Origin of the sequence: Methylobacterium sp. E-005 (assembly GCF_022829725.1) — a bacterium.
Lineage (GTDB): Bacteria > Pseudomonadota > Alphaproteobacteria > Rhizobiales > Beijerinckiaceae > Methylobacterium.
This window is the reverse complement of the sequence record NZ_JAKSYG010000087.1, coordinates 1-23,657: the sequence shown is the minus strand read 5'-3', so window position 1 is coordinate 23,657 and position 23,657 is coordinate 1. Positions and strand designations below refer to the sequence as shown.

Here is a 23,657-nt window from a genome sequence, read left to right as displayed (position 1 = left end):
GTGGAGGAACGCCCAGTCGTCGAGACGCGCCTCGTCCTGGGGGACGAAGTACACGTCCGCCCACCCACGGCGGGGCAGGACGTCGGGCAGCCGCTGACGCTGCGCAGGCAGCGGGCCGGGATCGAACGCGTGTCCCCCGAGGGCGAAGTCAAGGTCCTTTCGCCTGCAACCCCACCGGAGCTCGAACCAGAACCCAGACCCTCACCGCCATGTACGATACCTACACGGCCGCAACCGCCGCGAAGGCCAAGCTCGTGGCCATCGGCATCCCCGAGGTCGGCATCCGGATCCTGTCCGGTAGCGAGGCCGGCACCACGACAAACGCCGCCACGACCCAAGAGGGCGGGATGTGGGGCTCGCTGAAGGAGTTTTTCATGCCGGAGGAGGACCGCCACCTCCACGCCGAGGGACTGAACCGCGGCGGCACCATGCTGACCGCGACCGTCGAGGACGGGTACGCGGAGCGGACCTACGACATCCTGGAGGAGCACGGCTCGGTCGACATGGACGAGCGCGAGGCGTCCTGGCGCAAGGAGGGCTGGACCGGACAGGCCGCAGGCGCGCCGGTCGCGGCCGTTGCTCCCGCATCGACGACCGCCACGACCGGTCTGCGTGCGGCGGGTTCCACCGAGACCGTCGCGGCTCAGGGGACCGCGCAGGGCACTGACTACATCCCGGTGGTCGAGGAGCGCCTCAACGTCGGCAAGCGCATGGTCGACAGCGGTCGTGTCCGGGTGCGCTCCTACGCGGTCGAGAAGGACGTCAGCGAGAACGTCACCCTGCACGACGAGACCGTGCACGTCGACCGCCGCGTGGTCGACCGGGCCGTGACGCCGGGCGACATGGCCCTGTTTGAGGACAAGGTCATCGAGGCCACCGAGATGCGCGAGCAGGCGGTGGTCTCGAAGGAAGCCCGCGTCGTCGGTGAGGTCGGCATCCGCAAGGACGCGACCCAGCGCGTCGAGACCGTAAGCGACAAGGTGCGCCACACCGAGGTCGAGGTCACCGATGAGCGCGGCAACGTCGAGCGCACCGGCACGACTGGCACCACCACCGGGACCGCCCCGCGCAAACCGGTCTAACCACGTGTGGGGAGGGGTCTCTTGGCCCCTCTCTTCTCAACACGAACCGGTCTCCGCACTCACCAAGCACGGTCGCTACACATGTCCCGCCCGGCCCTTCTCCACAGCTTCGCCTTTGTCTTGGCGGGGAGTTCCGTCGACGCCCAAGGCGACGACAATGGCGCGAGCAATCTCCGCACATTCTGTTCCAGAGACTACTTCAGTCTGTGCAATGGCATGGATCCGAAGGGCCCGGAGGTGATCGCGTGCTTCCGAAAGAATATGGGCCAGCTCTCGCCCCGCTGCCGTGCCGCCATCGATGAGTACAGGGCGGCCAAGGTGAGCGGTTCGAGATCGTAGGGCCGTGGGAATGCACGCCTGCCGCCCCTCGAATAGGAGACCGAAAATGAGTGAGGGCTTCCCCTCGATGACCGCCCTGCTCGGCCTGCTCGCCGTGGCGGGGTTCCAGAACAAGGACAAGATCGCCGAGATGCTCGGCGGCGGACACGCCGCTTCAGGGCCGGGGTCCACGACTTCTCCCGGCCAAGCCGGCCTCGGGGGCCTGCTCGGCAACATCGGTGGTGCGCTCGGTGGGGGCGGCGTCGGCAACGTGCTCGGCGGGGGTCTCGGTCAGCTGGTCGAGAGCTTCCGGCAGAACGGACATGGCGCGGCGGCGGACTCCTGGGTGAGCCACGGTCCCAACCAAGAGATCGCCCCGCCCCAGCTGCGCCAGGCCATCGGTCCCGATGTCATGGACGCCCTGTCCCGGCAGACCGGGCTGTCACACGACGAACTGCTTTCCAGGCTCTCCCGGGAGCTTCCCTCGGCGGTGGACCGCTACACCCCCGACGGCAGGCTGCCCGCCCACTGAAGCGGCGCACCTGAGGCCACCCCGCACGCCGCTCGGAGACGACACCAGGCGGACGCGCCGGTCGATACGACCGCAACGAGCACCGTGACGGTGCCGAACGAGGAACACAGCCATGGCCAAGACCGCACACCACGAGGCTGCCCAGCACCACGAGGCCGCCGCGAAGTCGCACAAGACCGCGGCCGAGCACCACGAGAAGGGCGACGAGGCGACCGCCGCCAAGCACTCGAAGGAGGCGCACAGCCACTCCGAGAAGGCGCACGAGAGCTCGACCAAGGCCCACGGCAAGAGCGCCGGGAAGTAAACGAACATAACTCAACCGCCGGACGCGCATCCCGCGCGTCCGGCACCCACTCAGGAGAAGAACCATGGACGAGAACCGTATCACCGGCGTCGCGAAGGAGTTCGGCGGCAAGGTGCAGGCAAGGCCGGGGAACTGAGCCTCGACCTCAGCCACCGGGATACCGGGTTTCAGATCGAACGCGAACGGCCGCATCGCGTCGGCCGCGCCCTGCCCGGGGAGGGCCTGCTGCTCCAACAAGATGTAAGGGTTGCCTTTGTCGTACTCTTTCACGCGCAGGCACAGTTCGTCGGAGAAACCGCCGAATGAGGGGCGATGGGGAGCATTATGCTATAGGTCGAATGAAGACCGGCGTATTGAGTTGCCGTTTTATAAGATTTTTCGGGGTATGACTTATTATAAATAAATTTGTAGGCAGGATCACCTGACGTTCGAGCCGCGTTGATTGGTAGTTTGCCTGCCTCAGCTCTGAGTTTTGTCGTGTATAATCCTATCTTTTCATCGATAATGCTGGCGATCGAGTCGCGGCGCGTGATCGAGCTGCGCCTGGTCCGCCTCGCCTGGGGTGGCCGCGAGGGTCGGGCCGAGATGCAGTCGATGGTGACCGAGAAGGTTCTCGCTGCTGCCGAGGCGATGACGACGCTGATGCTCGGCGGATCGCCTGAGACGGTCATCGCCCGCTACCGTGAGCACGTCGCCCGCAACATCAAACGACTGTCGGCGGCCTAACGCTAGGCGTCAGTCACGCCTCGCTTCGGCGCGGGCGCCCTCGACACATGCCCGCAAAGCTGCGTTGCCCTCCATCGCAAACCAAGCGCGCAACATGCTGGTGGCCCCCTGCCCCGCCCCCGTGGCGGCCCTTTCGGAGCCTGCGGGCAGCTTTCCCGATCCGGCCAGCAGCGAGACAACTCACAACGGCTTCAGTCGCCGCCGCAGCCAGCGACATGCATCTTCAAGGGTGGGAAAGGTCGGAACCCTCTGCCCCTGCAGTCGGCCGAACCCAGCCTCCAAGAACCAGCTCCCGACATTGTCATGCTCCGGTTCGGCGAGGCGCACCAACACGGCCACGAGCAGCCCGTTGGCAATCACCAGCATGCCCTCACGGTCAGGGCTGTTGGTGTCAACCGCAATCGGCTGAAGCTGCAGCACGAGCAGCGTCGCGACGTTGCCGCGCCCGGACATCGGCTAACCCTCCTGGGCTTGACCGGGCCAGCTCAGGTCGCGCCGCTCGCCCCAGCGCGTGTTGCGCAGGTGCAGGTAGTTCGGCGTGAAGTCGCAGAAGGCCTGGAGCCGCTCGACGTCGAGGATGGTCAGCACCCGCCGCTTCAGACGGATCAGGCCCTGCGCGCGCAGATCCCGCAGCGTGCGGTTCACGTGCACGTCCGACAGGCCCATCATGTCAGCGATCTGCGTCTGCGTCAGCGGGAAGGCGTAGCTGTTGTCGGTCACGCGCCCCACCGCCTCCAGGCGCATGAGAAGCTCGCAGAGAAGGTGGGCGATGCGCTGAGGCGGGAGCCGGCCGCCGATGTTGACCAGCCACTCGCGCAGGACGGCGCCGTCGACCAGTGAGCACCACCAGAAGGCGCGTGCGATGTCGGCGTGGTCCCTGGCAATCTCGTCGATGGCTTGGCGCGGGATATCCACGACCTGGCACGCCGAGACCGTGCCGATGGCGTGGTCCATCTGGTCGAGGATGAACACGTTGAGGTCGCAGAAGTCGCCGGGCACGAGCAAGGCCATGATCTGGCGCTGGCCGTCCGGCAAAACCTTGTAGCGGTAGGCAAAGCCGTCGAGGATGAGCAGCACGTTCTCGGGCTTGTCGCCCTCCCGGATCAGATCCTGGCGCGCGGCCACCTGCCGGACCTTGAGCACCAGGCGGTTCAGGGCCCAGCGGGCCGAGTCGGAGAGGGGTTCGAAGCTCTCGAGCTTGCGTCTCAACGCCTGCTGCATCGGACCGCCCTTCTGAGCGAGAGAACGAGATCGTCGTTCGAAAGATGTCCCTCGAAGAAGCGCTGGTCCGAGCCTAGTCGACCGAGTAAGGGTATGGCGAGCCCAATGGTGGGTGCACTCGGTGCGCTCGTCCTATCCCGCATCCGATGATCCGCCCAGAAGAAGGCCCCATCACCCGAACCGGGTGACAGGGCCTGAGTGCGCTCGGGTCGTAAGAAGCCGTGCAGGCGATGAGGGAACAAGGAACGCTCGTGCAGCTGGCTGCACTCACATCACCGCGGCGACAGCCAGGCGATCATGCCAGCAAAGGAACGCCTACATCCCATCAAAAGACAGGTTTTAATGAAGTTCACACTCAATCAAACTGTATGTTAGATGGCTCCTGCATTGAGAACGGTTTTATGCCGTCCTAACTGCCATGCTTTGATTAATTCAAATAGGCTGAGATCACAATTTCAGCAGTGAACGCGACGCGAGGCCAAAAATATATCTTATGATGGAAGGCAGAACTGATATTTATTTATATCAGAGCTCATCATCGGCTGATCCGGCACAGGCGCCGATGACTGGGAGAGCCGTGCGCTTCCGCCTGCGACGCGAGGTGAAGCGACATGAACGCAGCCGCTGACCAATCAGCCATGACCATGCTCATCCGCAAGCTGGAGAGCATCGCCGCCCTCTCCGATAAGGAGCGACGGGCTATCCAGAGCCTGCCGGGACGCATCCAGAACCTCGGCGCCCAGCAGGATATCGTGCGCGACGGCGACCAGCCCAAGCATTGCTGCGTCATCCTCGATGGATGGGCCTGCCGGTACAAGCTGCTCAGCCAGGGCAGGCGCCAGATCCTCTCGTTCCACATTTCCGGCGACATCCCAGACCTGCCGAGCTTGCACGTCCCCACGATGGATCACAGCATCGCCACGCTGACCAAGGCGGTCGTGGCCCTCATCCCGCACGAGAGCCTGCGGGAGTTGACGGCGCGCCACCCCGGTATCGCGGCCGCCTTCTGGCGCGACACGCTCGTCGACGCGGGCATCTTCCGCGCGTGGCTGATCAGCTTGGGTCAGCGCTCGGCCTTCGAGCATGTCGCGCACCTGTTCTGCGAGCTGTACCTGAAGCTGCAGGCGGTGGGCCTGGCCGGGGACCATCGCTGCCCGCTGCCGATCACCCAGGCCGACATCGCCGATGCGCTCGGGCTCACGCCCGTGCACGTCAACCGCGTGCTGCAGGAGATGCGCGGCCGGACCCTGATCACGCTCCGGGGTCGGATGCTCGTGATCCAGGCGTGGGATGAACTTCTTCGGCTCTCGGAGTTTGACCCGACGTACCTGCAGTTGGAGAGGCGGGCGGCCGGATGACGCTTCGCTTACAGCCCGTGCAGGTCGGGACCGGCAGTTTCGACGTCGACGGCCAGCTGGTCTTCGATGACGATCTCCTCGCGGCAGTGCTGGTGCGGCTCTCGGAGGTTCACGAGGATTTGGCCGGGATGTGGTTCCTGGAGGCGGGCTTCGGTTTGGTGGGCACGGCACACCGGCCGACCTTTGCCGAACTCGACGCCGCGCAGACCTGGATCGGACAGCGGCTGGCGCACGAGGCCTAAGCCACAAGTTCAAATTTACCCAAAACCGATCGGAGGCGGGCCAAGGTTAGGCGCGCTGAAGGCTCCTGTAAGCCAAAAAGGCAGCGATCGCAGCCGCGTTAAGGCACAGCCCCCAGCCGTAGGCGGTGATCGACTGACCACCGATCGGGTGGCCGACATACTCAAGCCCGACGAACGCACCGAGGGTAGCAATGCTTGCGAACAGGATAGCGAGCGCTGTCATGACGCCTCAGCAGGTTTTTTGCGGGGCACGACGTCACCCTTGAAGGCTCAACGAACGAGAAGGCGGATGCTTCCGCGGCTGGGCAACGACTGGCGGAAAGCGTGACGGCGAAAGGAGTAACCTATTTGCACGCAGGCCGGGCGGCCATACCATCACTGCTCGCCCGACCTCGTGCACATCCCGACCGCACCGCGGCGCATGATCCTGAGACGGGTTCGAGATTGGTCGCGGGGAAGCCTTGGTGTGTCCCTGGCGCCCTCTTCGGCGAGTGTTTCATCCGGTTAAACGTCCGGCGTGACGCAGGTCCCCATGAAAGCCTTCCGCTCCGGCCCTTCCTTCAGCTTCTGGGCGTCTGCCCGCTGTCGGCAGCGATCGAGTACCGCTGGATCAACGGCAGATGCCGCTTCCTCGCCGGCGGCCGGCGCGCCAGAAGCGGGTTTCGCGGGCGGCTCAGACGTGCGCTGTGCTACGGCTGCAGCAGGAAGGCAGGCGAGAATGGCCAGAGCGGCCAAAACCGCGAAAAAGCGGCGCACGATCACGCTAAACCGTCGCTAGCTGCCTTGTCCGGATCATCGGGCGTGCGCTCGGCATCCTTCACCGGATCCTTGCTCTCGGGTTCGCTGCCGGTCGTTGGGTCCGGCACGTTGACGTTCGGGATCGGTATCGTCGGGGGCACGACGCTCACACCCGGTGGCTTGTCTGTCTCAGCCATGACCATGCCGTCCCTCGTGATGTCTGTGCCGTCGCGCGGATCAGCAACCCGCCCGACGTCTGCCCTGAGGGTCGCAGATCCTACGCGATTGGCAACCACGGTCGATAGGCGGCGATTGCCTCAACCTGGATCAGCGCCGCGATCTGCTTATTTGCCGCCGCCGCCACCCTGGGGCAGGGGCCGCTCCGGCTGGCCGGCATTTCCACCAGCCGCAGAGTTGTTCGTCACGGTGTCAGCAGGTTGACCGGTCGGCGTCCCCGTCACGGTGCCCGGCGCCCCGGTCGAACCCGGCTGAGGTGCGGCTACGCCAGTTGCGCCCGGGGCTGTCCCGGGTGGGGTAGCCGCTGGTGCCTGCGCGAAGGCTGTGCCCGCGAAGAGCAGCATGAACGGGATAGCTGTGACGAGGGTGCGCTGGCGCATCGATGCCTCCGTGTCGAAGAACGCCGGTAACGCGTATGTGAGCGGGATGGTTCGCGATACTTCGGAAGCCTGATCGCGCAAGTTCCTCACGCTGGGATGCGGTCGATACTGGCGGTGTCCTCGGCGGACACGCCGTTCTCGCGGTGGCGGAAGTCGGAGAGCGCCCGATAGACCTGCAGCCGCGCCCGCATCACCGAACCGAGCGGCCGATGCGCCGCGAGGCTGTGCGCGGGGCGGAAGGTCATCACCTCGTCGAAGTAACGCACCCGCTCCGTTGAATAGGCGTCTTGGCTCGGCAGGCGCAGTGTCGCCACGGTCCGATAGGGGCTTACCGAGACGGGCCAATCGACCGAGGCGTTCTCGATAGGTTGCTTCTCGGCGTCAGCCCAGAGCTGGGCCTTCAGCTCGAACACCACATCATGCTCGCGGAAGAAGTCGATTGCCGCGTGGCGGAAGCCGTCCTCGTCGACGTGCGGGTCGAGCCGCCACTCGGATAGGGCGCGCTGGGCCTCGGCCGTGGGAACGGCCGCGAGCTTGGCCACGTAATCGCCAAAACGGATCGGCGCTTGGCTGAAGTAGCTGTCGGCGAGGGGATGGCTGTACGGATGGCCGAAGAAGTCGGCGAGCGCGCTCTCTGTGCCGAAGGCGTGCAGCGCCCGATTGAGGTTGCGCATGGTCGACGAGACCGCGCTCTTGACCCCCTCTGGCAGCGCGGTGGACTTGCCGATGACCGTGCCATCGCGCAGGAAGCCCGCGGCCGTACCAGACGGGAAGGTCGTGCCGGTGGCGAGCACGAAGTCCTGGGTATCAGCGTCGTGGCCGGGCAGCTTCTCGCCGGTGACGTCGAACACCTTGATGGACATGCCGCGATGGGTCGAGACGCGGTCGCCCAGGATCTCGCCCGGGCCCTGCGCGAAGCGGACCGCGACGGAGTGGGTACCAGGCTTTGCGAACAATCCTTGCGCCAGTTCCGGCGGTAGGCCGGTGGCAATCGTCAGCTCGCCGGTCACGCAAGCGGAGCTCTTGGCATGGCTGGCACGGACCGCTTGGTGCTCGCGTGCCTCGACCGTCTCGGATTGCTGCGTCATGCCCTTGATGATGCCGTCGATCGTCTCCTGCTCATTGGCGGTAGGCTGCTCGACCTCAGGGGTGTAGCGCAGGTAGGTCATTCTGGGCTCTCGCAGTCGGTTCTACCGGATGGGGTCGGGTGCTGGTCTAAGCTACGCCCTGACAGGCTGCTGGACCGCAATGACGCCCACAGTCACGGAAGCCCAGCACGCCCGCCCAAGTTCCTGGTCCTAGGTTCGGATAGCTGAGAGGGCTGATGCTGGGTTCATGATGAAGTGCCCCACCAACATCAACCATTGCGCCTCAGTGCTCGGTGACGTACCGCTCTGCCCACTCGCCGGCGGGCAGTTCCTACCGCGCTACCGTTCGCGGGGGCTGCCGCCAGTCCATCAAGAAAGCCTCGACTTGGGTGGCCAGCGCGCGCTCGGCCGGTGAGCGCGACTCGGACAGCGCCGTCACCATCGCGCCGACAGACGGCCATTCGGATGCGGCCTCGCGCAGGCTCGCCACGATCTGCTGGTCGAGGACGACGTCGGGAAGGCGGGCAAGGGCAGAACGGGTCACGCTTCCCCCCGCTGCCGGCGAGGCCGGTAGTCGTAGATGAACCACCGCATCTGCCGGGCGCAGTCGGGCATATGCAGGTCCGGCGTCGCCTCCACCTCGGCTATCATCGCGTCATAGGTCGGGAAGCCTTCGACGAGGCGATTGAGCAAGGTGATGATCTCACCGTCGATCTCTTCCTGAGACATGCGCCCGAGCCTGGTGTGCGAGGGGTCGCGCTCCAGCCTCAGGACTCGGGCCTCAAGCTCCCTCAACCGCATGGCACATAGCCTTCTTGTCGCAACACCGTCACCGCCCACGCCTCGTGGCCGGGGTCGATCGGCTCTCCCGTTTCAGCCTGCCGGAGCACCGAAATCAGGCCCTCAACCTCATCGTCGCTGCAGCGGTGAAGCCCCGGCGTGAGATGCGGCCTCTGCTGCTCCACCCGAACGATGCGGGTCTCAATCTCGCGCAGCCTCATGACCGCGCGCCCTCAATGTCGGCCAGCCGGCGGCTCAGGTCAGCCGCCGTGATGGCATCGATGTGAGCGCTGACCGCCTTACCGATGTCGGCGGCCTCGGACGGGGTGATCTGGCCCGACGACACGGCGCGCAGGAGGGCGGCGGTTGCCTTCGGCAGGTCCTCGGCCGTCTCGATGGTCGGCAGGTCGAAGGTGATGGAGCGGTCCCGGCGCGGGGACAGCAAGCGATCGAGGCAGAGCTTCATCGCGCCACCGTCGCCGGCCAGGGCCTGCTCGATGGCCTTGCGGGACAGGGCCTCGGCCTCGCTCTCGAAGATGGCCTCCAGGGCGAGCGTGGAGCGGTTGCGCGAGCCACGGAGGCGGCCGGCCGGGTTGCCGGACTGGCCGGGCTGAAAGCCTGGGTTGGGCGTCGTCATGGCACTGCCTCGTGGCCGATCGCGGCCTCCGGTCCGTTGTAAATAACAACAGAAGTACAACGATCGTCGGCGCTCGTCGCCTGCAACATCAGGTCTCGCGCGCCCTCGGCCAGGGCCTGCAGAGCGGCGACCGCGGCTTGGTTCTGAACACGCCCGGCATCGTCCCAGACCTCCAGGGTGACGGCGGTGGTCAGCGCCATCTGCCGGACAGTCTCGATGCCGGCGTTAAAGGCGGCGCGCTCGCTGCTGGTAAAGCTGCCCACTAAAATGATTTAAACTCATCATTCGATAAAGTACTCAAATTTTAGATGGCCAACAACGGTTTGTTCCCTCAGGTTGGGAGACAACCATGACCGATCAAACGGAAATTCCGAGCAATTTCTGGGCTGAACTTGAGCATACCGTTTCATCAAAAGTGGGCGAAGCTCTTAACACAGATGAAGTTCCGCACGAGTTGCTGATCTCATATCTGCGCGATCTGGAAATCATGGCGCGGACGGCATGCCATAGCCGACAGACCGTCCAGATCATCGCCTCGGGCCGAAGAGTTCTGGGCGATCGAACCCAAGTTGGACCGCAGGACGGGCCCTTCACATACGACGTCGCGTGAGCGGATTGGATCTTGGGACAGTGGGCTAGGTCATGACCGAACAAGCGTTCGCAATCCTGCTGGCATCGGCCTTCACCTTCGGGTGCGCGCTGATCCAGATAGCCGGACGGCACGCTCAAGCTGTGACGGCGATCCTCCTGATCGTCGTGCTCAGCCTCGGTCCATTCGTGGGTCTCGTCGCCATGGCGCAGAGGGGAGAGCTAAGCGTTCAAGTCGAGCGTCCTGCAGCTGTTCACAGGCTCCGTTAGGCCATGACTATGCTCGCTTGGGCCGGCATGATCCTGGCCTTCCTGGCGCCCGTCCTGCCGATGGATGAGTGGACGGAGGAACCGAGGCGCCCCACTCTCGGCGCCGTAAATTGGCTCGTGTTGTCCCTGTGTGGCGGCTTTGCCCTGCTGATGGCGGCCTCGCCGATCCTCACAGCCGTCAGCTCGTCTCACGCTTACGACGCCTTTCGAACGCGCTGTGCGGCCGAGGGCGGGACCGTTCGCTATGTTTGGCAGGGAGCACGTCCCTACACCTGCGATCACAACAGAGTCGCACCGGATCAAGCAACGATCCAGCACGAATAGTCGGGCCACGAACAACTGACGAGCGAGCCGATGATGTCGGCTGAAGCGCTATTTTAGCCGTAAGACCACTCGGAGCGTAGCTTTGATCGCAGTGCTGAGAGTGACAAGGCTGGGAAACACCACCCTGGCTTCCAGCAAAAACGTGCGTCGATCCCGTCAAATGCGGGAGCGCGGTCACGGGAAACAGTCGCATGATGAGCTTTGCGGCGCTCCCAGGATCGCATCGTGCCAGACGACGCTGCCCCCCTCGACACTTCGACCTGCCGCTTCATGGACGCGCTGATCGGACTGCTCGGCGCCTTCCCCGCGGGCCGTGACAAGCGTCGGTCTGAGGCGCTGTCCGAGCGATTGGAGAGCCTCGAAGACGAGGCCCGGCAGCATGGCGCTCCACATACGACCATTGCGGCCATCCAGGGTGCGAAGATCCTGCTCAGCCTAGCCGAGTTGCCGCTCCCAAATTCCACTGTGGCGCCGACCGCAAGGAGAACTGTGCCCAGGATCACGCGATTACGGGTCGTCACAGCGCAGTCCTCGTCCTCTTTGTCGGATGCCAAACGGTGACGGTGCCCACGCCCGCAGCGGCAGTCACCGGCGGTTCGCACGACGAGCACAGCAGCGGGCCAGTGACAGTACGGGCACACGAGACCGGGGACCTACCTGCAATCCTCGCCATGGCTTTGTGGCCATGGACCGACATCGTCGAGACGGCGACAGCCACGATGGGCGACGTGGTACGGCTGACGGCAGAAAACACGGTCGCGAACCTGCGCCGCCGGGTTATGGCCACATCGCCACTGGAGACGGCGATGGAGGATGCACTCCTCGCCTCCGATGCCCTGGCGCAGGACCTCGATCGACGCGGCTCTTCCTGGCCCAATATGCGGACGGAGGCGTTGGTCGCCCTGAACGCCCTGATCTTGCAACTCGGTAGCGCAGAGCCGACCGAGCAGACCAAGGAGTCGGGGCTCGGCTGGTAGGTTCGCCCGTGCAGTGTCATGGCCGCCCCTTTCCATTCGATCTCGGTAGTAGATCGGCCCATACGGCGCGCAGGATGGCGGTCCGGATGTCGGCGCGCGCGGGGTCGGCCGTGGAAACCTCGTCCATTAGAGCCTCCAGAGACGCGAGACCGCCAGCGGCGTCAGCCTCCATGCCGGCACGGAACAGCGCGGACCGGAAGGCGAGGGCGGCCGGCGCAATCGGGTCATGACGCTCGATGCCCTGGGCACGGGATTGGAAGGGCCGGCGTCGGCGGGTCGGGGAGGGAGGGCAATCATGCCGAGGCCCTTCCAGTCCCGTACCACGCCATTTCGAGCACGATCGCGCGCCAGCCGGCGTGCGTCGGGTCCATCTCGGCGATCTCCACCTCCAGTGCGGCGAAGTCCTTGTGCGAGTTGGCGGCGTGCAGGGCGTGACCGATCCGGCGCAGCTCGGCCCGACAGGGGGTGCCGACAGGATCCGCGGCGAGGCCCGCCACGTCGAGGGCGTCGGCGGCGGCTTCGATGGATGTCAAAGCAGCACCTCCATCCCGCTTAATGCCGTGTCGATAGCCTCCAGAACCGCCAGATTTGGCCCAGGACGGGTGGCAGTCTGAAACCGCTACGCCACTAACTTCCGCTTTAAAGCCGCCGACCGCACTGGACGGGCCACAGGATCAGCCGGAGAGCGCCAGCCCCTACGGCGGCATCGCCAGCGCGCTCAAGAGCATCGCGGGCGGGCAGCAGAAGCAGGGGCAGAAAGTGGCGGGCGGCGTGGGCATGGCGGTCCCGAAAATGGACGGCCGCGCGATGACGCTGCAGCAGCCCCGGCAGCAGTTCGATGCCAGTAGGTTCTTACTCGATGCTGCCGAGAGGGAGGCAGGCCTGGACCTTCGGATCGCAGGTCTGGCCTCGATGGTCGGGCATGTGCTCGAGATGGCGAGCGCGGGCGTGGGTGTCGAGCCTGCCGTTCGAATTCGTTCACGTCCTGAAAGCGTCAATTGATCAATTTATAAGAGCTGACGATACCTCGCTTTTCGAAATACAAGCCCATGCTACAAAATAAGACATGTAGATAATTTGAGCAATTTGCTAATAATTATTAGGCAATTCGCTATCAGCGACTATATAGCAACTACAAGATCGCGCCATCTGATTCCAGACGGATCGTGCATCCTAAAGAAAGATAAGATATGACTGTGAAATCTTCTCACGGATCGCTCTCAGTCGCTGAGCGCCTCGCGGACGTTATGACGATCGCTGGAGATCTTCGCCACGAGAACAAGGCCGTGGCTCTGAAGCCCAAGCCGGAGCCGATCGTTGCGACTGAATGTGGAAGCGGTTGGTATCACGACGCCGCGATCCAACATCTCAAGGAAGTCCATTGAGATTATATGTGCCTGTTTTAGTTACGGTCTCGCGCCAAACGCGTAACTTTGGCCGAACTACAAGCGGTAGGCTCTAAACAGGCATGTGTTGGTCAAGACACCACTGCCCGCCCCTGTGACACTACCGCTGGGACACATCGCGCGCGATCGAGTGTTCCCCACGCCCACAGCCGAAAGAACCTTATGACCAAGCTCATCCTCGCTGCGGCGTTCGCCGTAGCGCTCGCTACTCCTGTCTCCGCACAAGTTTTTGAAACCCCAACCACCACGACCGTGATCGTTCCGCCGAATTCGCCCGGTGTCGTCACGCGCCAGCCAGGCTCGACCGGGGAGGAAGGGGCAGCTTCATACTCGCCGACCGGTCGCGCTGAGGACAGCATCTCAGACGACTCTGCGGCGGCAGGCAATGAAGGTCAGCCTGCGCGTATCGGTTCAACCGGCAGCGGAGGCGGTAACGGCGGCGGCTAACTGATCCGCATTCGCCAAACCGTCGAAGAAATAACCTGATCGCATTCTCAGCGTCCCGGCGGCTGATCTGCCGGGATGTGGGTCATCATGCTTGAGGCAGCTAATCCGAGCCTCCTGCGAGCGATATCGCATCGAACGACGCCCGATGCCGCTGCCCTGAAAGACACGCCTATGCTGTTCCGATCCGAAACCCCACCGCCTCCCGGCAACCTGCACGTGGCCGAGCCGCCTGCATATGATCGCCCGACCACGGCCATGTTGAAGGCCGACATCGACAGCGGTGCCACAATTGACAAGGTCGCCGCCTACGACCCTGGCCTGTCGCAGCTCGGGACCGACGATGAGGCTGCCGGCAACTCGCCTTCGCATGAGCGCATCGCACTCGCTCGCAAGACTGAGACAGCGTCCGCCAGAGTTCGAAATGCAGCACAGCCACATGGTGGTCTGAACAGTTGGGTCATCCCAGGGTTCTGCACCACCATCGGTGGGATTGGCGCCATCCTGACGCTCTCGATATGGCTCTTCTGATAGCCTCGCGCACCAGGCCCCTGAAGGAGGGTTTACCGGGAATGGCTACCCTCGACCAAACCCTGCAGATCTTCCGGGCGCTCCTCGACGCTGAGCACCCTGTGGCCATCGGCGAGGCCGATGAGGCGATCTGGGCCTATCTGAGTTCGATACAGGGATTGAGGGCACAAGCGGACGCGCTCGAAAAGCTCAGGGCAAAAACCAGTGAACTGAACACCGCTTCAGCTTTCTTGCCACGCCTGCTCGCTGATCTTGATCTTCATAAAACTCGCCTGAACGAGAGGTCTGTCTTATAGGAAGATCCGAAACGCACGGATCTTCGGCTCAGACGACCTCATTGGCAGGGCGTTTGGATTGAACGCCTACAATGCCGATGCCAACCTCGCGGCCTTCTGCCAGCGCTGTCATATAATTAACGACCGGCCCGAGCATCAGCGGCGGCGCTGGCACATCCTGTTCCGGCGGAAGGCGCTCGGGGACCTGTTCGCTGGGCCCTACGCCTGACCTCCATGGCTCATGTCACTGCTAACCCGGCGAACTGAGCTATGCAGCGGTCGAGGATTGGTGTGCCCGCCCCCGATCCACCTCAAATCGAGTCGCGAACTCCGTCACAGGCATGGGTCGGCCAAACAAGTAGCCTTGTGCTTCATTGCAGCCTTTCGCCAGCAGCCGTTGCCGCTGCTCCTCGGTTTCGACGCCCTCGGCGATCACCTCTAGACCGAAGCTGCGGCTGAGGTTGATCACCGCCCGCACGACCGCAGCATCGCGTCGATCATTGCACAGGCCATTCACGAAGCTGCGGTCAATCTTGAGCCGCGTCAGTGGGAAACGCTTGAGCAGGCTGAGCGAGGCGTAGCCGGTACCATAGTCGTCGAACGCGATGCCCACGCCCATCGTGCGTAGATCCTGCAACGTGGCGACCACCCCCGGGTCGTGACGTAGGATGATCGTCTCGGTGATCTCCAATTCCAGAGCGTGCGCAGGTAGCCCCGTTTCAGCGAGCGCGGCTGCGACCCGCTCGGTCAGATCACCGTCGCGAAACTGTGCTGCACAGAGGTTCACCCCAATCCGGAAGGGGGTTACGCCTCCTTGCCGCCAAGCCTGTGCCTGAGCACACGCAGTGCGCAGCACCCAGTCGCCGACTTGAGCTGCGTCTGGACCATTGTCGAGCACTTCTAGGAACGCGCCCGGCATGAGCAGCCCGAGTTCGGGATGTTGCCACCGGATCAGAGCCTCGGCGCCCGTCAGCGTGCCGTCGGACAGGCTGACCTGCGGTTGATAATGCAGCACGAACTCGCCCTGCTCGATGGCGCGGCGCAGCCCATCGCGGCAGGCCCGCTCGCGCTGTGCGATCTCGCGCATGTCCGGCGTGAACAAGCGGGCGCACCCGCGCCCATCCATCTTCGCACGGTAAAGGGCAGCATCGGCGCAGGCCAAAAGCTCGTCCCCACCTACGCAGTAGGCGGGGCTCAGGGCGACGCCGACGCTGGCGCCAAGTCGCGCAACGAGCCCTTCGACGCGGTATGGCTTGGAGAGGACATCGATCACTGCCTGCCCCTTGGCTATCGCTACCAGAGGATCACCGACGTCGGGCAGCACGACCGCGAATTCATCGCCGCCAAACCGGGCCGCTACGCCCGTGGTACCGACGCAGATGCGCAAGCGATCGGCTGCCAGCCGAAGCACGGCATCGCCCACAGCATGCCCATGCGCGTCGTTGACCTCCTTAAAGCCGTCGAGGTCGATCATCAGCACTGCCGCTGGGCACGCTTCCAGAATTACAGCCTCGATCCGACCGCGCAGCACGGCCCGGTTTGGCAGATTGGTGAGGGTATCAAGATGCGCGAGCTGGAACAGGCGTTCCTCGACCATGTGGCGCTGGCTGACGTCGCGCGCGATTGCCCCGAAGGCTGCGTGGCCGTTCTCGGCCCAGGTGCACAAGGACAGCTCGACCGGGAACTCGCGGCCGTCCTTGTACCGGCCGATGAGTTCGACAGTGCGGCCGAGAAGCCGCGTCGCCGCCCCGCGCGCGATCCGGCACAGGTCACCCTCGTGGCCGCCGCGCATTCGCTCGGGCACCAGGATGGCGAGGGGCTGGCCCAGAGCCTCGGCGACCGTATGCCCGAACAAGCGCTCGGCGGCCGCGCTCCAGAAGCTCACCCGCCCGTGGGCGTCCGCGCAGATGATGGCGTCCGACGAGGTGTCGGCGATATGCTCGAAGCGCGACTGCGTCGCGCGCCGGGCCGCCTCGACGCGGCGCAGCTCCAGCCGGTCGAGTACGAGACGGGCGAGGTCGGCAAGGATACGCCTGTCCCGGCCCGTGAAAGCGCGACGCGGCTTGGGACCGGCGAGGCAGAGCGTACCGATGGCATGGCCGTCTCCGGTACGTAGCGGCACACCCGCGTAGAAGCGGATGAACGGGGCGCCAGTGACTAGGGGATTGTCGCGGAACCGCGGATCCTGGGAGGCGTCGAGCACGACGAGGATGTCGGTCTGCGCGATGGTCCGGGCGCAGAAGGCGACGTCGCGGTCGGTCTCGCACAGGCTCAGGCCGATCTTGGCGTGGAAGACCTGCCGATCGCGATCGACGAAGGAAACGAAGGCAGCCGGTGCGCCAAGCAGGCGGGCGGCGAGTTCGACGATATGGGCGAGCGACGGGTCTGGCTCGGCATCAAGGATCTCGTGCTCGGCCAGCGCCTGCAGCCGAGCTTCCTCGTCAGTCTGCGCATGTGAAGGTGGCACGGAAGCGCCTTCAGGGTTGATCCGAGGGCTGATCGGGAAGATCTCGGCCATGACCGCCTCACGCTGCCCGGATGGTGGCAAGGAAGCGCCCGACCTCGGCGGTAAGGTGCTCGAACTGGCGCGACAACTCGGAGGCTGCGCCCAGCACTTGGCTGGCCGCCGCCCCGGTCTCCTCGGCCGCGCCCGCGACGCCCGCGATGTTGTGTGTCACCTCGCCCGTGCCCATCGCCGCCTGGCTGACGTTGCGCACGATCTCCTGGGTGGCCGCCCCCTGTTCCTCGACGCCGGCGGCGATCGAGGTCGCCACGCCGCTGATCTCACGGATCCGCCCGGTGATGCCCGCGATCGCCGTGACCGCCTGACCCGTCGAGGCCTGGACCTGAGCGATCTGTCCGGAGATCTCGTGCGTGGCTTTCGCGGTCTGCTCGGCCAAAGCCTTCACCTCGGAGGCGACGACCGCGAACCCCTTGCCGGCAGCCCCGGCCCGGGCCGCCTCGATCGTCGCGTTCAGGGCCAGTAGGTTGGTCTGCGAGGCGATGTTCGAGATCAGCCCGACCACCTCGCCGATGCGCGCGACTGCGCCACTCAGCTCCTGCACCAGAACGCCGGCCTGATCGGCCTCGCTCACCGCCAGATGCGCGAGGCTCGCCGATCCGTCCACCTGTCGACCGATCTCTTGCACCGACGACCCGAGTTGCTCGGCGGCGGCGGCTACGGTGTTGACGTTGCTGGCGGCTTCCTCGGCCGCGGCGGCCACCGCGCCGGACTGGGCGGAGGTCTCACCCGCCATCGCCGACATCGAGCCGGCCGTGGCCTGCAGCTCGGTCGCGGCCGCCGAGACCAGGCCGATGATGCCGCCGACCGCCTGCTCGAACCCGTCCGCCATCTGGCGCATGCCGGCCTTGCGCTGCTCCTCGGCAGCCAGACGGGCTTGGGCGGTCTCCGCCTCCAGCGCCCGGGTGCGGATCAGGTTGTCCTTGAACACCTGCACAGCGGCCGCCATCGCGCCGATCTCGTCCCGGCGCTGACGATAGGGCACCGCCGCTTCCGCATCGCCACCGGCGAGCACACCCATCGCCTGCGTCATGGTCTGGATCGGACGGGATACGCGCAGCTGACCGAAGACGGCGGCGGCGCACGCGGCAGTGAGGGCCAGAGCGACGGCGATGTAGGCGGCCAGTGCGGCGGTCTCGGCTTCGGACGCGGCCGCATCGGCATCCCGGCGGGCCCCTCCCTGGTTCAGGGCTACGTCACGCGCGAGATCGGCGCGGGCCTCGTCGTAAAGACCTGCCGTCTCCGGGACAGTCATCAGTTTGAGAGCAGCCGGCTGTTGCCCGGACTCCATCAGGCGACGCATCTCGGCATCGGCCTGCTCGAAGCGTCTCCATGCGGATGCGAACGCATCGTAGAGCGCACGCTCGTCCGTCGAGGCGATCATCGGCTCGTAGGCTTTGCGCGCTTGCGCGAGCTTGTCGTGGGTCGCGGCGAGTTTGGCCTCGTTCTCGGCCAGGTGAGCCGGCGTATCCGACAGGGTGAGCAGGCGCAGCTGCTTGATCCGAACCTCGGACGCAGTCGCCCGGATCTCGTTCACGGCGACGACCGATGGCAGCCAGTTCGATGCGACCTCGGTGACGGAGTGGCGGATCCCCGCGAGCTTGAAGATCGAGAGTGCGCCCTGCCCGGCCGCGATGAGCGCGAGCAGGCCGAAGGCGCCGGAGAGTGCGACCTTGAGTGACAGGTGCAGGCGCATCGTTCCGCTTCTTGTTGGGAATTTAAACAGCTCTCGCCCGGCAATGTCAGGCAGAACCGCATATGTTTATTGGTTTGATTCGTTAATTGATCATTTATATCAACGTAAATGGAGTCAATTTCATTTCTTTGAGGTCGTTTTAGCCATTAAAATCCCGTCAAAAGACTGTTTTACGCGACGGATTTCAGGCCCCACTTCTTAATTGCGCCCTTACCACAGAGGTTGGCTTCGATCTCCCGTGATCGATAATTCCATCATTTGATGGATCGGCGTCGTATCGCTCAGTCTGGATCACGTGGTTAGCAGCGGCGCTACGCTTTTCCATGCCTGTAGGGTCGCAACCCTCCGGTCATGACGTGGAGGCACAGGGTGGTGCGCCGACCGCTTCGACGTCGTATTCTCGGACGTGATGATGCCCGGTCTGAGCGGCATCGAGCTGGGACAGGAGATCCGCCGTCTCCACTTCGATCTGCCCGTGGTCTTAACCTCGGGCTAGAGCCATGTCCTGGCGCAGAACGGCACCTATGGGTTCGAACTCCTGCACAAGCCGTATTTGGTCGAGCAGCTCTCGCAGGTCCTGCGCAAGGCGGCATCGTGGCAGCGGCGCAAGCGTCTGATAGGTCGGTAGTTGGAAGAAAGGCTTCGAGTGTTCGCTTCGAAGGCATTCCGGACGTTCATCGCACGACGGTCGAACTTCCGCTTCCCACCCAACGCAGCCCGTCAAGCTGGTACGTTTTGGGTATGCGATTGGGAACCAGCGCTTTCGGTTCGCTATGGGTGCGCCTTTAGCAGACCGCAATTCGCGGCTGATTGCGACTCAACACAGACGTACCGATGGCCCATTGGCGCTTCCTGAAAGCAGCCATTCTTCGGCCGTCCGGCAACTTCGGCTCGGGGTGGTGAGCCGTCATTGGCTGGACCACCACACGATCCTTTTAACGGCTAACTGCTCCCCGTAGGTCGGGGAAGCTAGCGCTCAGGCATCCCATTTGACTTCCAGGGAAGAGCCTGGTGTCAGATCGGCATCCGATAGCCGTAGAACTCGTGGTCCTCGTTGTAACCGCCCTGCCCAGCGCCAAGATCGGCGAAGTCGTGGACGAATTCGATCGCGGTGATCCATTTCACCATTTTGAAGCCCAGCTCGTTCTCGCAGCGCAGGCGCAGCGGCGCACCGTGCAGCACGCTGACCGGAGCACCGTTCATCTCGTAGGCCAGGATGGTCAGCGCGTGGTGCATGTTGTGCATCCGGTGCGCGTCGTAGTAACGCCCCCCTTCGCCACCCTCGGCGAACGAGTAGAACACGGCATAACGGGCCTCGGCACTGGGCTGCACGAGATCGAGGATGTGCTGCATCGGCACGCCGCCCCACTTGGCGACACCCGACCATCCCTGGATGCAGAAATGCGTGGTGATCTGCTCCTGCTTCGGCATCGCCCTGAGGTCCGCGAGCGAGAACTCCTGTGGTCGATCGACCAGCCCGTCCACCCGCAACCGATAATCCGTAAAATTGCCGGCGACCTGAGCGTCGAACTCGGCGGAGGCGGGCATGGTGCCGTTCGGCCAGAAATAAGGCGATATGTCCGCCTCGGTGAGTTCGGACCGTGGGTCCCACCACTCGGCCAGGCCCTTAATCCAGCCGATAATGAACTTACCGACGTGCTGCACCTGCCGCGCGTAGCGGATCGTTACCGGCGAGGCAGCCGCCCAAGCCCCGGCAACCACCGACATCGCCAGCATGAAAGGCAGGAAGCCCGACCACGAGGCGTTCTGCACGCCGGCGAACATGTGGTTGGTGTTCTCGCGCAGGCTGGTGACGAACACCATGACGCCGTGCGCCAAGATGAACAGCACGAACCACGAGAAGGACAGGAAGTGAATGGACCGCGCCACCTGCCGGTTCAGCACCCGCCCGGTCCAGCCGAGGCGGTTGGAGATCGCCGGGCTCTGGAGCATACCGGTAGCGATGGAAACCGGGGCTGCGATGAACACCGTAGCGAAGTAGGCCAGTTGCTGTAGGGCGTTGTAGCGGGTCCAGCCCTGGTCCACGGGAAAGTCGAGCGACCCGTATTGGATCGCCGTCGAGATCGCGCTTGGGAACACGTCCCAGGTCAGTGGCACCAGGCGACGCCACTGGTCGGTCGCGAACAGCATCACGTAGAAGACGACGCCATTCACCGTCCAGAGCATGTTGGTGGAGAAATGCCACCAGCGAGCCAACCCGATGGAGTGGCGCAACCCTGGAATGCCGAGCCACTTCGGCAGCGTCACGGAGTCGTCTTTGGCGGTCCAGATCCGCCCGGTCGGCACCGGGCGCTGGAAGCGGAACCAGTCCGTGCCTGGCGTGCAATCTCGTTTCCAGTATAGCCGGGGGTGGTCTGCCAGGATTTGGATGCCGGCGCGGATGATGAACATCATGAACAGCATGTTCAGGAAATGCTGTAGCCGCAGCCACCAGGGAAAGCCGGAGTTCACCGAAGGCGCACTCTGCGCGATGCCGGGATGGCGTACGATGAACGCCTTCACGTCCGGATACTCACGCAGGCTCTGTGCAAGGGCGACCACGAGGACGAGAGCGGCGAAGCCGAGTGGCAAGGCCCACAAAGTGCTGACCCAGCGCCGTCCGACGCGGATGCGAGGCACGATGCCTTGCTGTGGCGGCAGCCAATGGCTCAACAGGATGCGATCATCTGCACCACTCAGCTTCGCCGCGAGCGGATCATGGATCGGCACGACATTGGGTGTATCCGTCATCGGCCTGATCCTGTGTGATGCTGGCGCGCCCGCCATGCTCTGCGCGGTGTGTCTGATCCTCAGTTGGCAATCGGCAGGCTGACAGGATGGTGAGGCATCCAGCAGACCCATCTCGAACTGAAGTCGATGAAGCTGAATGGGTTGCGTAGCCGGTAACAGACCAGGATCACTCTTCCATCCTAGGCCCAGTCCTGCTGCGCGTCCCGATAGTATGTTGCCATCGAGTCAACGAGGGTCTGCCTCGGGTCGTGAGCGAGCGCACCAGCAGCGTCCGCTGTTATGCATGGCTACCCGAGAGCGGACCGGAAGAAATCCACCCATAGCAGCCGGCCAGCATGGTTCGTTTTGGGCATGCCCCGATCGAACCGGTCAGAGTCTGGCCTGATAAGGCCCCCCATCCGATCTAAATCGAACCCCTTCAGTCTGAGCTATCATACCGAACCTCCTAAGCACGAACCTGTTGGCGTGGTCAGCCGATGACAAAAAAGGGTCCCAACGCTCCTGCGAGCCGCGCTCGTCACTCCAACGTTCCGTAACCAACCCTTATGCGAATGGGCCACCGCGGCCGTCACGGTGGATGTCTGCTATCGAGAAACGTCCGCAGCTCCTTGGATGACCGAGATGGGCGCAAAGCCGAAGGTCTGCTTATGGGCGTTAATCAAGTAGCGCTCGCTACTCGTCACGGACCTCGTTGGAGCGCTCTCCGCCGAAGTGGCCACTGGCTCGGCGCAAGAGAGCGCTAGACAACAAAGGCTTAGATCCGCGCGCGATTGCAACGCGATCGAGTACGCCTCTAGAACGAAGAGCTATGATTTACGCAAACACGGTCAATCTAGTGCATTACGCGTTGTTCTTCGACGAGATTCGCCTTGGATCGAAGACGACGCGCTCACCGCGCAGGTCGGGACCGCTTAGATGGTACCGATCAGTGTCGAGGACCTGAGGGTCGCTGACGACCGCGCGCGCCAAGTTCCCGCGCCCCGAGTGAACGAACAGGACGGTCTCGCTGCTGTCGGTCACCACCGCGGTACGCGGCACGATAAACCGCTCCTGCGCACGGTCCGGATCCCATAGCAGGACGCTGCGAGTTCCGGCCTCGCCGGTCACCTGGGGTGTGGTAGGCAACGGGATGGACAAGCGAACCGAGCCGCGGGTGCGGACAATGGTGCAGCTCTCCACAGACACCTCGAAAATGCCCGTCTCACCGCCGGCGTTGAGGCGCACGGCGACGCACAGAATGCGAGATCCCCACACCTGCTCGAAGGCGGGCTCTGGCAGCTCACACGACAGCACCGGTCGAGCATTCTCGGATCGGGCGGTCAACTGTGCGCTGCCGGTCGCTTCGGGGAACGGTTTTAAAATAGGGAGTGGGAAGAAGCTATGGTCCCGCCCATCATCCGGGAAGCTCGCGGTCGATGACTTTGCGGGGGCAGCAACCCAGGAGAGCACAGCGGCGCAGGGATGGCGGGGTACCTTCCTGAAATGTCCAACCAGGACCGTCTGCAGCTTCATCGCCTTCCACTGTCGCCTGTTGAAGGTCGCAAACGGTGCCGACTTGCGCAGGCGGCTGGCAAAGCTCGGTTCGAACGGAGCCAGTTCGGCGACCGCTGGAAGGGGAATCTCATCCCCTACCGCGGGCTGTAATGCGGTCAGCCGAGCCTTTTCCGCCTTCTCCCGCAGCTCCCGGGCATGCAGGGTCTCGTGGCCGCCTGCGCGACCGCGGGTGAGAAGACCGTCATGCCGCCGGGAAGGGGCTTCACCAACGACAGGGACTGCGGCAGCCGGTTTGTAATCCTGCGGCAGGCCAGGCGCGTTGATCAGGATCTCGAGACGAGTCGACGCCGGCATCCCAGCTGGCATACCCGACGTCAGGACTAGGTACAGCGTGCGCAACTCGCTATGGCGTGGCGCATGGGCGACATCGGCGACCCGCGCGCTTACGGAACGGCGGCCCCAATCCAGAAGGGTTACGATTGCGTGGTCACCAGGGGCGACGCAGCGCACAACTTCAGCGGGCAGCTGGCAGCTGACGATCAGTTGATCGGGTGACCCGTAACGAAACAGCGCCTTTCCGGGTCGGAACTCCTCACCTGGCCTGCCCCCATTCGGTGGCCCGAGTTCGAAGTTAGTGCATCGTCGGTCGGCTGACGATGGCAGGGCGCGCGGACGGCACTGATCCGCTCGGTTCGGTTGGCCAGAGGACGACCTCCGGCGCGGGTGGCTGGTAGCCG

Annotated in this window: 31 protein-coding genes and 1 pseudogene; 16 read left to right on the top strand and 16 right to left on the bottom strand. The window is 64.3% G+C overall.

All coding sequences use genetic code 11. The features are described from left to right. Nucleotides 1-209 precede the first annotated feature (209 nt). From MKK88_RS10090 to MKK88_RS10075, 4 genes are all read left to right on the top strand, one after another. A complete protein-coding gene (locus MKK88_RS10090; protein WP_243999247.1) occupies nt 210-1,082 on the top strand; it encodes a YsnF/AvaK domain-containing protein in 873 nt (290 codons plus the stop codon). Nucleotides 1,083-1,467: 385 nt separating this feature from the next. Next, a complete protein-coding gene (locus tag MKK88_RS10085) occupies nt 1,468-1,932 on the top strand; it encodes a YidB family protein (protein ID WP_243999244.1) in 465 nt (154 codons plus the stop codon). A 112-nt stretch (nt 1,933-2,044) separates the two neighbouring features. Beyond that, nucleotides 2,045-2,236, top strand: coding sequence for a hypothetical protein (locus MKK88_RS10080; RefSeq protein WP_243999242.1), 192 nt, complete (start codon nt 2,045-2,047; stop codon nt 2,234-2,236). A gap of 504 nt (nt 2,237-2,740) precedes the next feature. Further along, on the top strand, nt 2,741-2,962 hold the full coding sequence (locus MKK88_RS10075; protein ID WP_279602199.1) for a hypothetical protein: 222 nt from the start codon (nt 2,741-2,743) through the stop codon (nt 2,960-2,962). A 180-nt stretch (nt 2,963-3,142) separates the two neighbouring features. On the opposite strand, the gene MKK88_RS10070 is transcribed toward MKK88_RS10075, so the two are convergent. Both MKK88_RS10070 and MKK88_RS10065 read right to left on the bottom strand, forming a co-directional pair. Then, nucleotides 3,143-3,415, bottom strand: a complete 273-nt coding sequence (locus MKK88_RS10070; protein WP_243999240.1) for a hypothetical protein — start codon at nt 3,413-3,415, stop codon at nt 3,143-3,145. Between the two features lie 3 nt (nt 3,416-3,418). Then, nucleotides 3,419-4,171 (bottom strand): Crp/Fnr family transcriptional regulator, encoded by a 753-nt coding sequence (locus MKK88_RS10065; protein ID WP_313902307.1) that lies wholly within the window; start codon nt 4,169-4,171, stop codon nt 3,419-3,421. A gap of 623 nt (nt 4,172-4,794) precedes the next feature. Between MKK88_RS10065 and MKK88_RS10060 the strand changes: the two genes are divergently transcribed. Further along, nucleotides 4,795-5,541 carry a Crp/Fnr family transcriptional regulator gene (locus MKK88_RS10060; protein WP_243999237.1) on the top strand — a complete coding sequence of 249 codons (747 nt, stop codon included), beginning with the start codon at nt 4,795-4,797 and terminating at the stop codon, nt 5,539-5,541. Next, nucleotides 5,538-5,783, top strand: a complete 246-nt coding sequence (locus tag MKK88_RS10055; RefSeq protein ID WP_243999236.1) for a hypothetical protein — start codon at nt 5,538-5,540, stop codon at nt 5,781-5,783. Before MKK88_RS10060 ends, MKK88_RS10055 begins: the two co-directional genes overlap by 4 nt. A gap of 46 nt (nt 5,784-5,829) precedes the next feature. On the opposite strand, the gene MKK88_RS10050 is transcribed toward MKK88_RS10055, so the two are convergent. The 9 genes from MKK88_RS10050 to MKK88_RS10010 all read right to left on the bottom strand — a co-directional run bounded on the left by MKK88_RS10050 (nt 5,830) and on the right by MKK88_RS10010 (nt 9,906). Then, complete coding sequence (locus MKK88_RS10050; protein WP_167627790.1) at nt 5,830-6,006, bottom strand: hypothetical protein; 177 nt, start codon at nt 6,004-6,006, stop codon at nt 5,830-5,832. Between the two features lie 281 nt (nt 6,007-6,287). Then, nucleotides 6,288-6,539 (bottom strand): PsiF family protein, encoded by a 252-nt coding sequence (locus MKK88_RS34240; protein ID WP_409566634.1) that lies wholly within the window; start codon nt 6,537-6,539, stop codon nt 6,288-6,290. Between the two features lie 2 nt (nt 6,540-6,541). Continuing rightward, nucleotides 6,542-6,724 carry a hypothetical protein gene (locus MKK88_RS10045; protein WP_243999235.1) on the bottom strand — a complete coding sequence of 61 codons (183 nt, stop codon included), beginning with the start codon at nt 6,722-6,724 and terminating at the stop codon, nt 6,542-6,544. A gap of 500 nt (nt 6,725-7,224) precedes the next feature. Continuing rightward, entirely contained in the window at nt 7,225-8,307 is a 1,083-nt protein-coding gene (locus MKK88_RS10035) for a catalase family protein (protein ID WP_243999234.1), read from the bottom strand. Nucleotides 8,308-8,557: 250 nt separating this feature from the next. Further along, nucleotides 8,558-8,770: a hypothetical protein gene (locus tag MKK88_RS10030; protein WP_243999233.1), complete on the bottom strand. Its 213-nt coding sequence runs from the start codon at nt 8,768-8,770 to the stop codon at nt 8,558-8,560. Continuing rightward, a complete protein-coding gene (locus MKK88_RS10025; protein ID WP_243999232.1) occupies nt 8,767-8,955 on the bottom strand; it encodes a hypothetical protein in 189 nt (62 codons plus the stop codon). Before MKK88_RS10025 ends, MKK88_RS10030 begins: the two co-directional genes overlap by 4 nt. A 62-nt stretch (nt 8,956-9,017) precedes the next feature. Beyond that, complete coding sequence (locus MKK88_RS10020; protein WP_243999231.1) at nt 9,018-9,227, bottom strand: hypothetical protein; 210 nt, start codon at nt 9,225-9,227, stop codon at nt 9,018-9,020. After that, nucleotides 9,224-9,643, bottom strand: a complete 420-nt coding sequence (locus MKK88_RS10015) for a DUF5681 domain-containing protein (RefSeq protein ID WP_243999230.1) — start codon at nt 9,641-9,643, stop codon at nt 9,224-9,226. Before MKK88_RS10015 ends, MKK88_RS10020 begins: the two co-directional genes overlap by 4 nt. Then, nucleotides 9,640-9,906: a hypothetical protein gene (locus MKK88_RS10010; RefSeq protein WP_243999229.1), complete on the bottom strand. Its 267-nt coding sequence runs from the start codon at nt 9,904-9,906 to the stop codon at nt 9,640-9,642. Before MKK88_RS10010 ends, MKK88_RS10015 begins: the two co-directional genes overlap by 4 nt. An 86-nt stretch (nt 9,907-9,992) precedes the next feature. Between MKK88_RS10010 and MKK88_RS10005 the strand changes: the two genes are divergently transcribed. From MKK88_RS10005 to MKK88_RS09990, 4 genes are all read left to right on the top strand, one after another. Continuing rightward, nucleotides 9,993-10,253, top strand: a complete 261-nt coding sequence (locus MKK88_RS10005; RefSeq protein WP_243999228.1) for a hypothetical protein — start codon at nt 9,993-9,995, stop codon at nt 10,251-10,253. Between the two features lie 32 nt (nt 10,254-10,285). After that, nucleotides 10,286-10,501: a hypothetical protein gene (locus MKK88_RS10000; RefSeq protein ID WP_243999226.1), complete on the top strand. Its 216-nt coding sequence runs from the start codon at nt 10,286-10,288 to the stop codon at nt 10,499-10,501. 594 nt (nt 10,502-11,095) lie between these two features. Next, nucleotides 11,096-11,386, top strand: coding sequence for a hypothetical protein (locus MKK88_RS09995; RefSeq protein ID WP_243999224.1), 291 nt, complete (start codon nt 11,096-11,098; stop codon nt 11,384-11,386). A 62-nt stretch (nt 11,387-11,448) separates the two neighbouring features. After that, complete coding sequence (locus MKK88_RS09990) at nt 11,449-11,802, top strand: hypothetical protein (protein ID WP_243999222.1); 354 nt, start codon at nt 11,449-11,451, stop codon at nt 11,800-11,802. 293 nt (nt 11,803-12,095) lie between these two features. Here MKK88_RS09990 and MKK88_RS09985 read toward each other — a convergent pair whose 3' ends face one another. Continuing rightward, a complete protein-coding gene (locus MKK88_RS09985; protein WP_243999220.1) occupies nt 12,096-12,335 on the bottom strand; it encodes a hypothetical protein in 240 nt (79 codons plus the stop codon). A 55-nt stretch (nt 12,336-12,390) separates the two neighbouring features. Here MKK88_RS09985 and MKK88_RS09980 point away from each other — a divergent pair, with 55 nt between their 5' ends. The 5 genes from MKK88_RS09980 to MKK88_RS09960 all read left to right on the top strand — a co-directional run bounded on the left by MKK88_RS09980 (nt 12,391) and on the right by MKK88_RS09960 (nt 14,687). After that, nucleotides 12,391-12,804, top strand: coding sequence for a hypothetical protein (locus MKK88_RS09980; protein ID WP_243999218.1), 414 nt, complete (start codon nt 12,391-12,393; stop codon nt 12,802-12,804). A 566-nt stretch (nt 12,805-13,370) separates the two neighbouring features. Then, the gene (locus tag MKK88_RS09975; protein WP_243999216.1) at nt 13,371-13,655 is read left to right on the top strand and encodes a hypothetical protein; all 285 of its coding nucleotides are present in this window, start codon (nt 13,371-13,373) and stop codon (nt 13,653-13,655) included. Nucleotides 13,656-13,742: 87 nt separating this feature from the next. Further along, nucleotides 13,743-14,183: a hypothetical protein gene (locus MKK88_RS09970; protein WP_409566632.1), complete on the top strand. Its 441-nt coding sequence runs from the start codon at nt 13,743-13,745 to the stop codon at nt 14,181-14,183. 41 nt (nt 14,184-14,224) lie between these two features. Beyond that, on the top strand, nt 14,225-14,479 hold the full coding sequence (locus tag MKK88_RS09965) for a hypothetical protein (protein WP_243999214.1): 255 nt from the start codon (nt 14,225-14,227) through the stop codon (nt 14,477-14,479). A 58-nt stretch (nt 14,480-14,537) separates the two neighbouring features. Continuing rightward, entirely contained in the window at nt 14,538-14,687 is a 150-nt protein-coding gene (locus MKK88_RS09960) for a hypothetical protein (protein ID WP_243999255.1), read from the top strand. Nucleotides 14,688-14,726: 39 nt separating this feature from the next. On the opposite strand, the gene MKK88_RS09955 is transcribed toward MKK88_RS09960, so the two are convergent. Continuing rightward, complete coding sequence (locus tag MKK88_RS09955) at nt 14,727-16,976, bottom strand: putative bifunctional diguanylate cyclase/phosphodiesterase (RefSeq protein WP_243999212.1); 2,250 nt, start codon at nt 16,974-16,976, stop codon at nt 14,727-14,729. Between the two features lie 7 nt (nt 16,977-16,983). After that, the gene (locus tag MKK88_RS09950; RefSeq protein ID WP_243999210.1) at nt 16,984-18,675 is read right to left on the bottom strand and encodes a methyl-accepting chemotaxis protein; all 1,692 of its coding nucleotides are present in this window, start codon (nt 18,673-18,675) and stop codon (nt 16,984-16,986) included. A 376-nt stretch (nt 18,676-19,051) separates the two neighbouring features. Here MKK88_RS09950 and MKK88_RS09945 point away from each other — a divergent pair. Next, a pseudogene (locus tag MKK88_RS09945) lies at nt 19,052-19,303 on the top strand (response regulator); the annotation flags it as partial. 386 nt (nt 19,304-19,689) lie between these two features. Here MKK88_RS09945 and MKK88_RS09940 read toward each other — a convergent pair. Next, complete coding sequence (locus MKK88_RS09940) at nt 19,690-21,426, bottom strand: molybdopterin-dependent oxidoreductase (protein WP_243999208.1); 1,737 nt, start codon at nt 21,424-21,426, stop codon at nt 19,690-19,692. Between the two features lie 840 nt (nt 21,427-22,266). Next, nucleotides 22,267-23,274 carry a hypothetical protein gene (locus MKK88_RS09935; protein WP_243999207.1) on the bottom strand — a complete coding sequence of 336 codons (1,008 nt, stop codon included), beginning with the start codon at nt 23,272-23,274 and terminating at the stop codon, nt 22,267-22,269. Between the last annotated feature and the right edge of the window lie 383 nt (nt 23,275-23,657).

Bases quoted from the DNA above. Each gene is read 5' to 3' on its own strand.
- MKK88_RS10045 (WP_243999235.1), bottom strand. From the start codon at position 6,724: ATGGTCATGGCTGAGACAGACAAGCCACCGGGTGTGAGCGTCGTGCCC.
- MKK88_RS10000 (WP_243999226.1), top strand. From the start codon at position 10,286: ATGACCGAACAAGCGTTCGCAATCCTGCTGGCATCGGCCTTCACCTTC.
- MKK88_RS09975 (WP_243999216.1), top strand. From the start codon at position 13,371: ATGACCAAGCTCATCCTCGCTGCGGCGTTCGCCGTAGCGCTCGCTACT.
- MKK88_RS10060 (WP_243999237.1), top strand. From the start codon at position 4,795: ATGAACGCAGCCGCTGACCAATCAGCCATGACCATGCTCATCCGCAAG.
- MKK88_RS09995 (WP_243999224.1), top strand. From the start codon at position 11,096: ATGGACGCGCTGATCGGACTGCTCGGCGCCTTCCCCGCGGGCCGTGAC.
- MKK88_RS10005 (WP_243999228.1), top strand. From the start codon at position 9,993: ATGACCGATCAAACGGAAATTCCGAGCAATTTCTGGGCTGAACTTGAG.
- MKK88_RS09970 (WP_409566632.1), top strand. From the start codon at position 13,743: ATGCTTGAGGCAGCTAATCCGAGCCTCCTGCGAGCGATATCGCATCGA.
- MKK88_RS10080 (WP_243999242.1), top strand. From the start codon at position 2,045: ATGGCCAAGACCGCACACCACGAGGCTGCCCAGCACCACGAGGCCGCC.
- MKK88_RS10050 (WP_167627790.1), bottom strand. From the start codon at position 6,006: ATGACAGCGCTCGCTATCCTGTTCGCAAGCATTGCTACCCTCGGTGCG.
- MKK88_RS10070 (WP_243999240.1), bottom strand. From the start codon at position 3,415: ATGTCCGGGCGCGGCAACGTCGCGACGCTGCTCGTGCTGCAGCTTCAG.
- MKK88_RS10020 (WP_243999231.1), bottom strand. From the start codon at position 9,227: ATGAGGCTGCGCGAGATTGAGACCCGCATCGTTCGGGTGGAGCAGCAG.
- MKK88_RS09955 (WP_243999212.1), bottom strand. From the start codon at position 16,976: ATGGCCGAGATCTTCCCGATCAGCCCTCGGATCAACCCTGAAGGCGCT.
- MKK88_RS10090 (WP_243999247.1), top strand. From the start codon at position 210: ATGTACGATACCTACACGGCCGCAACCGCCGCGAAGGCCAAGCTCGTG.
- MKK88_RS10015 (WP_243999230.1), bottom strand. From the start codon at position 9,643: ATGACGACGCCCAACCCAGGCTTTCAGCCCGGCCAGTCCGGCAACCCG.
- MKK88_RS10055 (WP_243999236.1), top strand. From the start codon at position 5,538: ATGACGCTTCGCTTACAGCCCGTGCAGGTCGGGACCGGCAGTTTCGAC.
- MKK88_RS09940 (WP_243999208.1), bottom strand. From the start codon at position 21,426: ATGACGGATACACCCAATGTCGTGCCGATCCATGATCCGCTCGCGGCG.
- MKK88_RS09935 (WP_243999207.1), bottom strand. From the start codon at position 23,274: ATGCCGGCGTCGACTCGTCTCGAGATCCTGATCAACGCGCCTGGCCTG.
- MKK88_RS10035 (WP_243999234.1), bottom strand. From the start codon at position 8,307: ATGACCTACCTGCGCTACACCCCTGAGGTCGAGCAGCCTACCGCCAAT.
- MKK88_RS09950 (WP_243999210.1), bottom strand. From the start codon at position 18,675: ATGCGCCTGCACCTGTCACTCAAGGTCGCACTCTCCGGCGCCTTCGGC.
- MKK88_RS10025 (WP_243999232.1), bottom strand. From the start codon at position 8,955: ATGTCTCAGGAAGAGATCGACGGTGAGATCATCACCTTGCTCAATCGC.
- MKK88_RS10085 (WP_243999244.1), top strand. From the start codon at position 1,468: ATGAGTGAGGGCTTCCCCTCGATGACCGCCCTGCTCGGCCTGCTCGCC.
- MKK88_RS09965 (WP_243999214.1), top strand. From the start codon at position 14,225: ATGGCTACCCTCGACCAAACCCTGCAGATCTTCCGGGCGCTCCTCGAC.
- MKK88_RS10075 (WP_279602199.1), top strand. From the start codon at position 2,741: ATGCTGGCGATCGAGTCGCGGCGCGTGATCGAGCTGCGCCTGGTCCGC.